The sequence below is a fragment of the Acinetobacter sp. KAM396 genome (genome assembly GCF_021602765.1).
Lineage (GTDB): Bacteria > Pseudomonadota > Gammaproteobacteria > Pseudomonadales > Moraxellaceae > Acinetobacter > Acinetobacter towneri_A.
In genome coordinates this window covers 1-15,595 of sequence record NZ_BPPH01000043.1, presented here as the reverse complement: position 1 = coordinate 15,595, position 15,595 = coordinate 1, and the positions used below count along the sequence as shown (strand labels likewise).

At 40.4% G+C, this 15,595-nt stretch carries 12 protein-coding genes and 2 pseudogenes; 4 read left to right on the top strand and 10 right to left on the bottom strand.

Annotation, left to right across the window (positions count from 1 at the left end):
* Positions 1–109: 109 nt before the first annotated feature.
* The 6 genes and pseudogenes from L6C30_RS13385 to L6C30_RS13360 all read right to left on the bottom strand — a co-directional run.
* Positions 110–991: pseudogene (locus L6C30_RS13385) on the bottom strand (2,3-butanediol dehydrogenase); the annotation flags it as partial.
* Between the two features lie 21 nt (positions 992–1,012).
* Positions 1,013–1,798, bottom strand: coding sequence for an acetoin reductase (locus L6C30_RS13380; protein ID WP_236163258.1), 786 nt, complete (start codon positions 1,796–1,798; stop codon positions 1,013–1,015).
* Positions 1,799–1,809: 11 nt separating this feature from the next.
* On the bottom strand, positions 1,810–3,210 hold the full coding sequence (gene lpdA, locus L6C30_RS13375; protein ID WP_075166715.1) for a dihydrolipoyl dehydrogenase: 1,401 nt from the start codon (positions 3,208–3,210) through the stop codon (positions 1,810–1,812).
* 11 nt (positions 3,211–3,221) lie between these two features.
* Entirely contained in the window at positions 3,222–4,757 is a 1,536-nt protein-coding gene (locus tag L6C30_RS13370) for a 2-oxo acid dehydrogenase subunit E2 (protein WP_076755014.1), read from the bottom strand.
* Position 4,758: 1 nt separating this feature from the next.
* On the bottom strand, positions 4,759–5,778 hold the full coding sequence (locus L6C30_RS13365; RefSeq protein WP_004979604.1) for an alpha-ketoacid dehydrogenase subunit beta: 1,020 nt from the start codon (positions 5,776–5,778) through the stop codon (positions 4,759–4,761).
* Positions 5,779–5,793: 15 nt separating this feature from the next.
* Entirely contained in the window at positions 5,794–6,756 is a 963-nt protein-coding gene (locus L6C30_RS13360) for a thiamine pyrophosphate-dependent dehydrogenase E1 component subunit alpha (protein WP_236163257.1), read from the bottom strand.
* A 342-nt stretch (positions 6,757–7,098) separates the two neighbouring features.
* On the opposite strand from L6C30_RS13360, the gene lipA reads away from it, so the two are divergent.
* Both lipA and L6C30_RS13350 read left to right on the top strand, forming a co-directional pair.
* Positions 7,099–8,073: a lipoyl synthase gene (gene lipA, locus L6C30_RS13355; RefSeq protein ID WP_236163256.1), complete on the top strand. Its 975-nt coding sequence runs from the start codon at positions 7,099–7,101 to the stop codon at positions 8,071–8,073.
* Between the two features lie 233 nt (positions 8,074–8,306).
* Positions 8,307–9,398 carry a transcriptional regulator gene (locus tag L6C30_RS13350; protein ID WP_136143940.1) on the top strand — a complete coding sequence of 364 codons (1,092 nt, stop codon included), beginning with the start codon at positions 8,307–8,309 and terminating at the stop codon, positions 9,396–9,398.
* 150 nt (positions 9,399–9,548) lie between these two features.
* Here L6C30_RS13350 and L6C30_RS13345 read toward each other — a convergent pair whose 3' ends face one another.
* Positions 9,549–10,724 (bottom strand): Fic family protein, encoded by a 1,176-nt coding sequence (locus L6C30_RS13345; RefSeq protein ID WP_104851951.1) that lies wholly within the window; start codon positions 10,722–10,724, stop codon positions 9,549–9,551.
* Between the two features lie 292 nt (positions 10,725–11,016).
* Between L6C30_RS13345 and L6C30_RS13340 the strand changes: the two genes are divergently transcribed.
* Positions 11,017–11,949, top strand: a complete 933-nt coding sequence (locus L6C30_RS13340) for an IS5 family transposase (RefSeq protein ID WP_236163255.1) — start codon at positions 11,017–11,019, stop codon at positions 11,947–11,949.
* A gap of 130 nt (positions 11,950–12,079) precedes the next feature.
* Here the strand turns inward: L6C30_RS13340 and L6C30_RS13335 are convergent, their stop codons facing one another.
* Positions 12,080–13,804, bottom strand: coding sequence for a bifunctional protein-serine/threonine kinase/phosphatase (locus L6C30_RS13335; protein WP_236163254.1), 1,725 nt, complete (start codon positions 13,802–13,804; stop codon positions 12,080–12,082).
* Positions 13,805–13,855: 51 nt separating this feature from the next.
* Complete coding sequence (locus L6C30_RS13330; protein WP_008303564.1) at positions 13,856–14,665, bottom strand: formate/nitrite transporter family protein; 810 nt, start codon at positions 14,663–14,665, stop codon at positions 13,856–13,858.
* Positions 14,666–14,949: 284 nt separating this feature from the next.
* On the opposite strand from L6C30_RS13330, the gene cynS reads away from it, so the two are divergent.
* Complete coding sequence (gene cynS, locus L6C30_RS13325) at positions 14,950–15,399, top strand: cyanase (protein ID WP_026438093.1); 450 nt, start codon at positions 14,950–14,952, stop codon at positions 15,397–15,399.
* A 107-nt stretch (positions 15,400–15,506) separates the two neighbouring features.
* Here the strand turns inward: cynS and L6C30_RS13320 are convergent.
* Positions 15,507–15,595, bottom strand: a pseudogene (locus L6C30_RS13320) (IS5/IS1182 family transposase); the annotation flags it as partial.

Genomic DNA, 15,595 nt, shown 5'->3' with positions numbered 1-15,595 from the left:
TGCTGAATATATATCCATGTTCATGGATTAAGTCCCCACTTGTTTTTAGGTGGGAACTAAATTAAGGCTTATAGGATCGCTTGGTAAGGCTGTGTTAGCCGGATGCTTACCGAATATCTAGCTCTTTCATCACCACACTATGCACATTAATTGTGGCAGGATGGCTCCAAATAGAAACGATAACGACTACACCAGTTGGTTTCATTGCTGCAACGAGTGTATCCATGACTTTATTGACACTACTACATTCAAAAGCGACATCTACACCGCGGTCTTCTGTAATTTTCATTACCTCAGCAACTACATCAACCTTAGATGGGTCTAGTACATAATCGGCAACACCCGCTTCTATCGCTTTTTCTTTACGTTTTGCACTCAGTTCAGTAATGATGACCGTGAGACCTTTAGCCTTTAAAATAGCAGATAAAAGTAAGCCTATTGGGCCTGCTCCACCAACCAGTGCGATATCGCCAGCTTTTGCGCCACTTCTGACATAGGCATGATGACCGACAGATAAAGGTTCTATCAATGCTGCTTGGTCTAAAGGAATATCATTTGAAATAGGATGAACCCAACGCCGCTGAACTGCAATTTTTTCAGAAAGCCCACCACCGCGTCCGCCTAAACCAATAAAGTTCATATTTTTTGATAAATGATACTTATCATTGGGGCCAGTCGGGACATCATCCGCAATAATATAGGGTTCAACTACGACATGTTGTCCAATTTGGATATCGTCTACACCCTCACCAACTGCATAAACTACGCCTGAAAATTCATGTCCCATTGTTACAGGTGCAGATTCTCCCGAAATTGGATGTGGATGACCACAAGGTGGAATAAAAATAGGACCTTCCATGAATTCATGTAAATCTGTACCGCAAATACCACACCACGCAACTTGAATTCCAACTGTGCCTGGAAGTACTTTCGGTTCAGGGATATCTTCAATTCGAATATCCCCTCGGTCATAAAAACGAGCTGCTTTCATTTTGTATTCCTTATATTGATGTTAACGGTAAACCATTCCACCATCTGTCAAAATAGACTGACCTGTAATGTAGTTTGCATCCTCACTGGCTAAAAATGCAACTAATGCAGCCACGTCATCTGGTGTTTCAGCACGTCCTAAAGCAATACTATCTACAAATTTTTTATACGTTTGACCAATTGGTGTACCTGTAATTTCAGAGAACCGCTGATCTATTTCGACCCACATGTCAGTACCCACAACACCTGGACAATAACTATTTACAGTAATTTTAGCACTGGCATATTCTTTAGCCGCAGCTTGCGTCAATGCACGAACTGCAAATTTAGTTGCCGAATAAACACCGAGCAAAGCAAAACCTTCATGACCTGCTATTGAGCATGCATTAATAATTTTTCCAGCCTGTTGGCGTTGTTTAAATTTATTTGCTGCGGCTTGAATCCCCCAAAGTACACCACCGACATTGATGTTCATAATTTGGGTAAATTCACTCGGCGTTACTTCTGCCAAAGCTTTGACTTGTGCAATACCTGCATTATTAATCATGATATCAAAACCATTAAGTGTCGATTCTACATGATTAATAGCGTCACTGATTTGTATTGTATCTGAAATATCCGCAATAAATGCGGTGGCTTTTACGCCAAAGGCTTCAACCTCTTTTTGAACACTATTTAACTTTTCTTGGTGAAGATCGACCAATCCAATATGAACACCTTCTTGTGCTAAACGTAAGGCAATACCGCGTCCAATACCTTGTGCCGCACCCGTAATTAATGCAACTTTATTGTTTAAACCTCTAGGCATGTTGCGACTCCTTAGATATGAATTGCACGTTGCATCGCAGACAAGACCGACTCATGCATAGCCTCAGATAAAGTAGGATGAGGAAAAATGACTTGTGCTAAGCTTTCATCGGTTGCTTCTAGATATTTTGCGATCGCAAAACCTTGGATGTGTTCGGTGACTTCATGCCCAACCATGTGAGCACCCAACAATTCACCTGTTTCCTGACTAAAAATGGTTTTAACAAATCCTGCGCTATCGCCCAAAGCCAATGCCTTACCATTGGCTTGCAAAGGAAACTTACCCACATTGATATTCAAGCCCGCAGCTTTCGCTTTCTGTTCTGTCAAACCAATACTGGCCACTTGCGGATGGGTAAAAATACAGCCCGGAATTTGTGTACGATCTAAAGCATGTACATGACTTAGGCCTGCAATTTTCTCCACACAAAGAATGGCTTCATGACTGGCTTTGTGTGCCAAACACGGTGCGCCTGCGACATCACCAATTGCATAAATGCCCACTACATTGGTTTTACACCATGAGTCGACTTTAATAAAACCATTCTCAAATTCAATTCCCAAAGCTTCTAGGCCAAGATTTTCAGCATTTGGTTTCACGCCAATAGCTGAAAGCACCTTTTCAACAGTAATGATTTGTACACCTGTGGCAGTTTCAATATGACAATGTACTTGAGCCTGATCAGTTTCTATTTTTTTTACAGTCGCTTCGGTTAAAACCTGCATACCCTGCTGTTCAAATTGCTTTTGTACATACTTCGCAACCTCAATGTCTTCGCTAGGAAGAATCTGCTTTGCAATATCAACCAAGGTGACTTGGCAGCCTAAGTCTTGGTATAGGCTTGCAAACTCACTGCCTATAGCACCCGAACCAATGACTAGTAAAGATTTTGGTAATTGTTCTGGAACTAAAGCCTCTTTATAACTCCAGACCTGATGGCCATCTACAGGAATATGAGGCAAATTGGCCGCACGTGCGCCTGTTGCGACAATAATATGCGGTGCAGAAATCTGCTGTTTTTGACCATTCGCATCTGTAAGCTCTAATTGCTCTTTGGCAATAAACTGGGCTGCTGCGTTAAAAACAGTGATTTGATTTTTTTTCAATAGTTGACCGATACCTTGCACCAGTTGCTCAGAAACCTGTCTGCTATGATGGACCAGTTTTTGAATATCAAAATCAATCGCGTTAAGCGTAAAGCCAAACTGCCCTGCATGTTTGAACTGCTGCGCAAGCACAGCCCCGCTCAATAATGCCTTGGTTGGAATGCATCCCCAATTAAGACATACTCCGCCTAAGTGTTGTTTTTCAACGATTGCCGTTTTTAATCCCAGTTGCGCTGCGCGAATCGCAGCGACATATCCTCCAGGACCAGCACCAATAACCACAAGATCAAATTGTGTATCTGACATGACTATTCCTCCTACACCAAAATTAATGCAGGATTTTCGACAAACTGCTTAAATGCCGATAAGAATTGAGCACCCAACGCACCATCAATGACACGATGATCACAAGACAATGTTGCGGTCACCATTTCACGAACAACAATCTCATCATTTTCAACGACAGCACGTTTCTCTGCTGCACCTAAGGCTAGAATTGCACCTTGAGGCGGGTTAATAATGGCATCAAACTGTTGAATACCAAGCATGCCTAAATTGGAAATACTGAAACTGCCCCCTTGAAACTCATCAGGTGCCAATTTTCCAGTTTTGGCACGTGTCGCCAGATCACGCATATCATTGGAAATTTGCGCCAAAGATTTACGGTTCGCTGCTTTAATAATTGGCGTGATCAGTCCATTTTCGATGGCTACAGCAACCGAAATATCAGCCTGTTCAAACTGTAAAATCTGCTGATTCTCTTCATCAAACTGAACATTAACTTGTGGAACTTTAATCAGTGCAGCAGCAGCAGCTTTAATCAGCATATCGTTAATGGACAGTTTGACTTGCGGTACAGTACTGTTAATTTGCTGACGCAAAACCTGAACCGACTCAACATTTAAGTCTATCGTTAAGCGAAAATGTGGTGCATTGCGTTTTGCCGCTTGTAGCCGTGCAGCGATTGCTTTACGCATACCATTCATAGCTACGGTGGTGAATTTTGCAGACTCTGTTGGATGCGCATACTCAGTATGTTGAGCTTGTACAGGATTTTCCCGTTGATATACAGCTTCAACATCTTCCTTACAGACTCGTCCACGTGAACCTGATGCGCGACAATCATGCAAATTAATGCCCCATTGTTTTGCCAAACGGCGGGCAACAGGTGTCGCTAGAACATAACTGTCATCTGCTTTAGATTTCGCGGCTTTCGTGCTGGCTTGATGACGTACATCTGGCCAAGAACCACCAGCAGCTTGAACTGCGGCCTGAATATCTTGAACACTGATACGGCCTTCACGTCCAGAACCCGTAATCTGAGCCAAGTTTACATTATGCTTTTCAGCCAATTTCAAGGCATGTGGCGTTGCAAAAATATCATCGCTTTGTTGGTAGCCTTGTAACTCATCAGGAATAGAATATCCGCCCTGAGTCACCGCTTTTGATCCATTACCAACACTGTTCTGTTTAGGAGCAGCTTGTACTTTGGTTTCAACTTGAGCCACATCGACTTTTTCAGGAACCGCTGCTACCGCTTTATTTTCAGTTACAGCAGGTGTTCCACCTAAAGACTGTGCAAATGCTTCAACTTCTGCATCGGAAACTTGAGCGTCTGCACAAATTGCAATGATTCCACCTACGACCAGTGTGTCACCATCGTTAGCAATAATTTTTCGTAGCAGGCCATCAAAAGGTGCCTCCAATACATTGACGATTTTTGTGGTTTCAATTTCACAAATTTCCTGTCCTTTACTAAATTGGGTACCTTCCTGAATCAGCCATTGGGCAATCGTACCCTCTTCCATGGACAAACCCCATTTTGGGATTTCTAAAGTTTTAATTTCGCTCATCCTAAGCCTCCAACGTCTTGCGTACAGCCTGTTCGATGCGTTCTACACTAGGTAGCCATTCTTTTTCTAATACTGGTGAAAATGGTACGGGTGAGTGTGGTGGAGTGACTAATTCGATTGGTGCTTTAAGATAATGAAAGCCCTTCTGTGCAATAAGCGCAGCCACATCATGTCCGAAACCACAACGCGCTGCTGATTCATCTACAATCACCACACGGCCTGTTGAAGCTACTGACTCTAAAATGCCATCTTCGTCTAATGGAGAAATGGTTCTAGGGTCAACCACTTCAACCGAAATTCCTTCTTTTGCGAGCTTGTCAGCAACTTCATTAGCACGATGCACCATCAAGCTTAAGGCAATAATGGTGATATCTGTGCCCTCACGGGTGTAATTTGCGACACCAAAAGGAATAGTGTAAGCCTCATCTGGCACTTCGCCCTTAATGTCGTACAACAACTTGTGTTCACAAAAGACTACTGGGTCGTCATCTCGAATGGCTTGAATCAACAACCCTTTTACATCATAGGCACTTGAAGGCACCACTACTTTTAAACCAGGCACTGAGGCAAACACGTTATATGGCGACTGAGAATGCTGCGCTGCTGCGGAAAAACCTGCACCAATCATGCCACGTACAACGAGTGGCGCTTTGGCTTTGCCGCCAAACATGTAGCGAAATTTAGCTGCTTGGTTATACAGCATGTCATAACACACGCCGTAAAAATCCATAAACATTAAATCTGCCACAGGTCTTAAACCCGTTGCAGCAGCCCCTGCCGCCATACCAATAATCGCTGATTCTGTAATTGGCGTATCAATGACTCGTTCAGAACCAAATTCAGTCCATAAGCCTTTGGTTACACCGAGTACACCGCCAAAACCTTCCAGTTTATTGTCATCGGTATTTTTGCCACCATGCCCACCACGAACATCTTCACCGACCACAATGACACTTGGGTCTCGGCGCATTTCTAATTCAATTGCTTCTTTAATCGCGTTTCGATAACTTTTATTTGGCATTTTTCTACTATTCCTTTAGTAAGAGACGTAAACATCAGTAAGTAACTGAGAGACTTCTGGGTACTTAGCTGCGCGTGCTTTTGCAACGGCATCGTCTACATTGGCTTTAGACTGGGCGTCAATCGCATCGAGTTTGGCTTCGTCAATTTTCCCTTTGACTTTTTCACGGAATATCTTCAATGGGTCTTTATGTTCTTTGACATAATCCAGTTCTTCTTTGGAACGAATAAGTCCCGGATCACCTTCAAAATGTCCATAAAAACGGTTGGTTACTGTTTCAATCACACTCGGACCTTCACCACGGCGGGCACTTTCAATGGCTTTTTGTGCAACTTCATACACAGCAAAAAAGTCTGTTCCATCTACTTTTTCAGCGGGTAAGCCAAAACCTGCTGCTCGGCCTGCAATGTCTTTACTGCCTACGGCATAATCATGTGCAGTACCTTCACCAAAACCGTTATTTTCAAAAACAAAAATCACAGGGAGCTTTAACACCACAGCCATATTCATTGCTTCAAAAGTTAAGCCCTGATTTGAACCACCATCACCGGTAAAAGATAGACCAATCCCACCATTTTTCAGTGTTTTAGCACTTAAAGCTGCCCCAATAGCCAAAGGTGGACCACCACCTACAATACCGTTTGCACCGAGCATGCCTTTATCTAAATCCGCAATGTGCATTGAGCCGCCTTTACCACGACACAAACCATCATCTTTACCAAAAATTTCTAGCATCATGGCGTGAATGTCACAGCCCTTAGCAATACAATGTCCATGTCCACGGTGTGTTGATGTAATGAAGTCCTTATCTGTTAAATTTTCGCAGATCCCTACGGCAACAGCTTCCTCACCGCTATAGAGATGGATGAAACCAGGGATATCACCTGTATTGTTTTCATCGTGAAGTCGATCCTCAAATTCACGAATGTCGCGCATTCTTTTGTATGCTGCTAGCAATTGCTCTTCCGTTAATTGCATATATTTGTTCCTTATTCACTACGCTTAAAAGAAAATCCAAAATTGAATAATTGGATTTTTAAATCGTATATTTATATAAGAATATTTTTACTTAATTTCATATTAGACTAAAAAAATATAATGCATAAAAAGATGAGATAAATATTAAAAACAGAAGGTTATGAAATTAAAAATTTTTGTAAAATTTTACAACAGCTCAATCACATACAAAAACAAACCTTTAACCAACCTTTGTTTTATATGATAAGTTTTTTGCCCTGTTTTAATATTATTAATGCATTTAAAGCAGTTTATTTAATATCAGGGTATATGTTAATTATTTTAAACGACGGAGTGTTTGAAATGGATTTAAATAACACAGTATTAACTGGAAAGAAGCTACGTGGCGCTGAGAAAATGGCGCGTATTCCGATTAAAGTTGTTCCAACGGAAACGACACCGAAAAAGCCAGAATGGATTCGGACTAAAATTATTCAACCCGAGGAAGTTCAAATCATTAAGGATTTATTACGACAACAGAAACTACATACGGTTTGTGAAGAAGCGGCCTGCCCCAATTTGCCGCAATGCTTTAGCGGAGGGACTGCAACGTTTATGATCATGGGAGATATTTGTACTCGCCGCTGTCCATTCTGTGATGTCGCACATGGTCGTCCTAATATCCTGGATCCTAATGAGCCAAAGCATCTGGCTGAAACAGTCAAGAATCTAAACTTAAAGTATGTCGTGATTACTTCTGTTGATCGAGACGACTTAAAAGATGGTGGTGCACAGCATTTTGCAGATTGCATTCGAGAAATTCGTCAAACCAGTCCAGAGACTCTGATAGAAATTTTGGTTCCTGATTTTCGTGGTCGTGCAGATATTGCCCTGAAGATTCTGAGCCAAAACCCACCCGATGTTTTTAATCATAATATTGAAACCGTTCCACGTCTGTATAAAGCCATGCGACCAGGCGCTAACTATAAGCACTCATTGGATTTACTCAAAAAATTTAAACACTACTGTCCCGACATTCCAACCAAATGCGGTTTGATGGTCGGTTTAGGAGAAGTCGAGGCTGAGGTTATTGTGTTATTAAATGATTTGAAAGATTATCAAGTGGACTATGTCACAATCGGTCAATACTTACAGCCATCTAAATCTCATGCGCCAATTCATCGTTTTGTTACGTTGCAAGAGTTTAAGCATTATCAAACACATGGAGAGCGCTTAGCGTTTAAAAATATTTGGAGTGCGCCATTAGTACGATCAAGTTATTTTGCAGACCGTCAGTATCATGGTGAAGCTGTGCCTAGCCCTTACATGAGCGAATGAATTTTCATCCTATTTACGTTTATTAACATTTCAGATGGAAATAGCCATTTTCAGCTCATAAGAACACTTTTAAAGTAACTCAAGGACTGGTAAAGCCATAAGATATGATTTAACCAAGCAAAGATAAAAGCATTTAAAATTGAAGCAAGAAGAAATGACGTAAATCACTATAAATTTGGAAACTCATTTCTAAAATTTAAAAATATTACAGTCTGATCATAAAGGAATATGATATGAACCTGTTCAATACCGCATCTGCAAAAAATCTGCAAACAACCCATTTAATTAATCAACATACTGTACATGCGGCTCCTGTTTTAGCCTTACCTCCAGAAGATAAAACGTCTTTATTTCGCCGCTCTATCCAACATAATTATGCCGACTTACTCAAAATAGCTGATGATTCAGATATGGCGATTGGTCTCACAGATCATCAAGGTACTCTCTTATGGACATGGAGTAGTTCTGCAATGCTTTCTTCTGCCGAACAGGTTCATTTTATTGAGGGTGGGCATTGGTCTACACAGGCTGTTGGGACCAATGCGATAGGTATGACTTTAAACAGCCAAATATCAAGTTGTGTCTATTCTCATGAAAACCAAATGGACAGTGTTCGAGATTGGGTTTGTTATGCAGCACCGATCTGGGATCCGACATCAGGGCAATTTCATGGCATTATTAACCTTTCCACAAAATATAAAAAACATACTCCTTTGGGGCTGCTTGCAGTTGAACGCTGTGCGGATTTAATACAACGAGCCATAAAGTTTGAACAGCAGAATTTTTTATACATTAAGGCGCTAGGCTCGCCTTGGGTTCAATTTAATGGGCATACCTTGAACTTGAGTCACCGTCAAATTGAAATACTTTGCATTTTAGCTTTGCACCCCCATGGCATTGGTTTAGAAGAGTTACACTATGCCCTTTATGGTGAGCGTAGTGTCAGCTTAAAAACCCTAAAGGCTGAGCTTTCACAACTTCGTAGCCTATTACCTCATTCAATTGAGCCTCGGATTTATAGGCTTAGCTGTGAAGTCCAATGTGATTTTTTAAGTGCTGAACAATCATTAAATGCAAATCTTATTTCCAGTACATTCTCACTATATAAAGGTAGCTTTCTCTCTAAATCAGAAAGCCCTTTACTCAGCACTTGGAGACATTGTTTTGATGCCCGTTTGAGCCAGTTGATCTATCAAATAAAGGATATCGATCAGTTATTAAGAATTATTGGGCAGACACATGACCGAATTGATGCTGTACAGCGTTTATTAGAGTTATTACCACAGGACAGTATCCACCGTAATTATTTTTCAAATCTGATTTAGATTTGATCTGTTGCTTCAATTCTAAAGTTTTATTGTGAAACAGATTGAAAAGGAAGCTTGATTTTCATACTCCTTTAATGAGAATGTACGATCAAGTCTGAACTAATACAGAATATCGCTTATAAAGCTTATAAATAAGCTTTTAGTTGTTCAAACAAGTGAGACCACCTCTTTTTGAGTAAACTTTTCTTTATCAATTTTCAGCACGTAGCGGGTATTACGCCCACCACCTTCCAGTTTATACAGCACATCGTTTTCCAAAAGCTCGGTTAGGTGACGTGTTGCTGTAGCCTTACTTACTCCAGTGAGCTTTTGATACTGTGAAGCATTAATTCCGAGAGGGAAATCATTCTCTTCGCCATTGAGTAAACGATTTAAAACTTTATTCTGGGCTTCATTGAATTCGATATGAGAATAAGTGCTCCAAAATTTCGCTTTAGTGATCGTTCGATCAAGTCGTAGTAAAGACCTATCGATACTTTTTTCTAAGGTGTTTAAAAACCAGACCAACCACTCATTGATTGTATAAGTATCATTCTGGCATTTCTCAAGGACCTCATAATAACTACTACGATTTTCATGAATGGCCACGGACATAGCATATAAACGGATACTTTGGTGATCCATTTGAGCTAATGCTAAATCTGTAATAACACGCGTAATACGACCATTACCATCTTCAAATGGATGTAATGTCACAAACCAAAAATGAGCAAGTGCAGCTCGCAATAACGGATCAAGCATTACATCTTCTCTAGAACTATTGAACCATTCTATAAATTCATTCATTAGTCCCTGTAAATGCTCTCCACCCTCAGGTGCTTCAAAGTAAACCTTGGTAGTAGTGCCATAAAGAGAACCACCAACAACCTGCATTGGTGCCTCGTTATCACGAATTTCTCCTACTTTAATTTTTTGCGCAGCATAATCAAAGCGTTCTATAGTTTGAAAAAGCCAGTTATGCCATTGTAATAAGCGCTCCATTGTTAATGGCGCATTATGATTGCTCACTGCATCCATCATGATATTGGCTAAACCTTCATTTTTATCTTGAATGGGTGCAGGATTTTCTTCTGTTACCCCTAAACGCCGAGCTAATGAGGATTTGAGTGAACGAACATTCAACTTCTCATCTTCAATGAGTGAGGATGCGACTAGATTTGTGAGCAGTGTATCTAATGGTAATGCCTCAGCTTCTGGTGATACTTTGCTCTCTCCGACTAATTGACCTATCTTCTTATGAATTAAACGTAATTTTACTGTGACAAGTGCTTCATCCCATTTAAATTTAGTCCAGTTTGCTTTTTGCCATACCCATTTTTTCATAAGCATTCCCCCTACTGCATGAGCCGATTGTAACACCTATTCGGCTCATTTAGTGAGCTATTAATTGAGTTATTAATGAGTTATTCAGCTCATTTATGACTATTGACCTAATAAAACCTAGATTGTGAGCCGAATAATTGGCTTACACAGCTCATATAGTGAGCCAAATATACAGGTTATTTGGCTCATTTACTTCTTTTAGCCATTAGGTTGGTTCTGTTAATTTTTAATGCGATCAGGCTTTGTTGCACAAACCTATGTGTAAAGGCTTTTTCAGCGATATAATTTTCAAATGAAGAAGCCTACACCTAAAATCTATCGTACAACCAATTGGTCCTCGTATAACCAAGCTTTAATCAAGCGAGGAAATATTTCAATCTGGTTTGCTCCTAAGACGCAATGGTATGCACAACCACAAGGCAAGCACGGACGAAATCAAACTTATTCCGATACAGCGATTCAATGCTGTTTAATGATCAAATCTCTATTCCGTCTTTCTTTACGTATGGTTACTGGCTTTGTTCAAAGCCTGATTAAACTCTGTGGCTTGAATTGGACAGCGCCAGATTACTCCACCCTTTGTAGACGACAAAAGCATATTGATATTGCGATAAGCTATCAGAAAAGTCGTGATGGGTTACACCTACTCGTCGACTCTGCGGGTTTAAAATTTTTAGGTGAAGGCGAATGGAAGCGTAAAAAACATCAGCCTGAATACCGTCGGCAATGGCGTAAACTGCATATTGGTATAGATGTTGAAACACTGCAAATACGTGCCGTTCAGCTTACGACAAATAATGTCAGTGATTCACAAGTACTAGGTGATTTACTGGATCAAATTCCACTAGATGAGCGAATAGATTCTGTCTATACCGATGGCGAGTACGACACGAAGTACTGCAGACAAGTGATTTCAGATCGTCAAACACATGCAGTAATTCCACCCAGAAAGAATGCCAAGCCCTGGAAAGATTCTAAAATAAGTTCAATAGAACGAAATGAGTTACTTCAAACGGTTAAACATTTAGGCAGAACCCTATGGAAAAAATGGTCGGGTTATCACCGTCGTAGTTTGGTGGAAACCAAGATGCATTGCATCAAATTATTAGGAGAAAAGCTGACGGCAAGACATTTTCAAAGTCAGGTCAATGAAATTCATGCGCGTGTGGCAGTTCTGAATAGATTTACGGAATTAGGTAGACCTCACACCCAAGTTGTCTCTTGAATTTGAATGGATTGGGGAAAACTCAGCTTTTGAATGTTTATGCAACAAAGCCCAGTCAATCTCATAGTCTAGTTTGAATAAAAACTTATCTATGTACCTTCAATTTTAAGCATGGTTTGATTCTCTCTTTTCAAATAAATGGCCATGCAATACTCAGTAAAAATAATAGCCCTAATACGGCACAACTCATTTGCCAAAAACGTAAAGGATCACGTTCAATGATTGCTGGTGGTTTAGAGTTTAATAATTCTTTGGAAGGATGCGTTAGATTATGAATAAGTTCAGATAAGGCCTCAAAACGATGTGTCGGTTCAATACTCAGCGCTTGGCCTAAAATTTTATCTAACCATATAGGTAAATCAGGCCGATATTTCCTGATGGAATAGTATTGAACTTTTTTAAGCTGCTTTAAACTGTTACAGCGAGCTAAATCTGTCCCATAAGGTAATTGTTTGGTCAGTAAATAATAGGCCATTACCGCCAAAGAAAATTGGTCTGAATGTACAGATGGCGAATGATCAATAAAATACTCCGGTGCCATAAATGCTAAGGTTCCGAGTGGTCGATCCGCATTTTTAGGATTAATTTCGACCAGGCCTCTTACTGCTGTTGAACCATAATCAATCAGTTTAATTTTCATGGCACTTTCTGTATTTAAAACAATGATGTTTTTTGGCCGTATATCCTGATGCAGCATCTCCAGCCGGTGCATTGCATTTAAAGCCAAAGCTGTTTGTTGCAAAATTGGTAAAATCTCATCGAGATTTAAAGGCTTTTCCTGGCGATGCAGCCATTGAGCCAAAGTTTCACCCTGTAAATATTCATAACATTGGAATAAATATTTTTTCTCAGTGTTATGTGGATAACACTGCATCAGGTTGTCATGCTTCAGACGTTTTGATACCCAATCTTCGAGTTGAAATTGCTCTACGGCATACTTATCTTGCTGTAAATCTACCCCCAAAGTTTTTATAACCAAAGGCTGCTGCTGAGTATCGTGTGCCAAATACAGGCAACTGCGATGATTTTGGTGCAAAATCTTATCAATCACATAGCCTTCAAAAACTTCACCTTTACTGAGCTGTTGTGGAAATACATAATCCTGCTGAATATGAAACTGATTCAGTTCAGGCAACTGTTCTACACGGATCACCTGGAAACTTAAGTTATCATCACTGCCCTGTTCTAAAGCTTTTTCAACTAATCCTTTGGCAAGTTGATTTAAATCTGCATCTATTAAAGTTAAATCTAATAATTGTTGATCTGTGACAAATTCATAGACCCCATCGGTCATTAGTAAAAAAATATCTTTTTCTTTGAGTTCAATATTTCGATAATCAATTTCAATACGATAATCCGCACCTAAGGCTCGACTAAGATAATGCTCTTTGGAAGACAACCAGACACGATGATCATGGGTTAGTAATTCAATTTCATGATCGCGAATGCGGTAAATACGACTATCACCAACATGAAAAACATGGGCTTGTTGCTGTTTTAAAATCAGTGCAGATAAGGTACAGACATACCCTCGGTCTTTATCAAAACGTCCTTGACTTTGTTGAGTCTGTGCATAAAGCCATGAATTGGTCGCGCGGATCACTCGTTCTGCTGAAGTCTGTGTACTCCAGGCATCTGAAGTAGAATAATAATCCGATAAAAAACTGCTGACTGCAGTTTCTGCTGCAATATGGCTGACATTGCTGCTACCGATTCCATCCGCTATAACACATGCAATACCTTTCTGTTTCAGCACATGTCCTTCGGGCAGATATACTCCATGGAAATCCTGGTTCTGTTGTTTAACTCCGGCAGTAGAATATTGCCCAATACTGACTTTTAATGTTTTTTTCATGCTGAAAGCTCAAAAAGGGATCTATATGATCCCTTTATAAAATGATGAATGTTAAAATTCTTTTTTAACACCAGTACGGACATGGGTGGTATAAAGTGCCAGACCTGTTAATGCCAAACCGCCCACCAGATTACCTAAAGCAACCGGCAGTTCATTCCATAGGAAGTAGTCAGCAATCGAGAAGTCACCGCCCATCATCATGGCAAATGGGAACAGGAACATGTTCACGACAGAGTGCTCAAAGCCCATGGCAAAGAACAGCATAATTGGCATCCACATGGCAATAAATTTGCCACTCACCGTAGTAGACATCATCGCGCCAATGACACCTAATGACACCATCCAGTTACACAGCATGCCACGGATAAAAATAGTCATCCAGCCGGCGAATCCGTATTCGGCATAACCTAATGTCCGCTCCTCGCCAATATGCGCAATTTTTACGCCGACAGGGTTTGGATCTGCTGCAAAACCCATGGTATAAACCGCTGCCATGAGCACCGCAACGACTAAACAGCCTGTAAAGTTCCCTACAAACACCAAGCCCCAGTTTTTTAGAATACGTCCCCATGTCACCCCTGGGCGTTTATCTAGCCATGCCAGCGGCGTAAGTACAAACACCCCAGTTAATAGGTCATAGCCCAATAAATACAACATACAAAAACCAACTGGAAACAGGAGCGCACCAATCAATGGTGATCCTGTTTGCACGGCTATGGTAATGGCAAATACCGCTGCCAAGGCCAGAATGGCCCCTGCCATAAAGGCACGAATCAATACATCACGGGTTGCCATATGCAATTTGGATTCACCCGCATCTACCACTTTTTTTGCAAACTCTGCAGGAGCAAGATATGCCATGTTGTCGTCCTCTTTTTCAATATACAGACCTGTTTTTCAAAAAAAAGACGCCTAAGATCAATGAAGACCTTAGGCGCCGTTGCCTTAAATGCTTGAACAGTTAAAGGTGAATGGCGTCATTGCCATATACCTCAAAGTACAAGCAAAAGCTATGCCATAAAAAATTATTAATCTTTTAATTATTCACTGTCTTATTGAGCATAAGTTTTAAAATGATGATTGGCATGATATCTGCATCATCTACTCCGTATAACAATTTGTTTAAGAATCATTTGGAGAGGATTATGATTACCCATCGTCAACAAGTAACTGACATGATCATTTCAGCGAAAGTTTTAAAGTCAATTAAGTGGTCAGATGTTGCCAAAGAGATTGGTCTTTCTAAAGAATGGGTAACCGCTGCATGTTTAGGTCAGATGGCGTTTAATAAAGAACAAGCAGAAAAGATTGGTCAGATTTTTGGCTTAAGTGATGAAGCCGTTGCATGGCTACAGATCGTGCCATATAAAGGTTCCCTGCCAACTAGCGTGCCGACAGATCCGCTGATTTATCGCTGGTATGAGGTTGTCAGCGTCTATGGCATGACTATTAAAGAACTGATCCATGAAGAATTTGGTGATGGAATTATGAGTGCAATTGATTTCAATATGGATATTCAACGTGAGAGTAATCCAAACGGAGATCGGGTGAATGTCGTATTATCCGGAAAGTTTTTACCTTATAAAACTTATTAATCCTCCACCATAAGCATAAAAGCCATTATTAAAATGGCTTTTATTTTATCTACACTTATTAAATTCATTTATTTTTTTAAAAATCATTAGATCTCTTGCGAAAGTCATTATTGAAAATTTATCCGGTTTACCAGTGCAGCGATTAAGTTAATGCGTAAACCGAATCTTTTCCGTCTATTTCGATAGCGTTCACTTA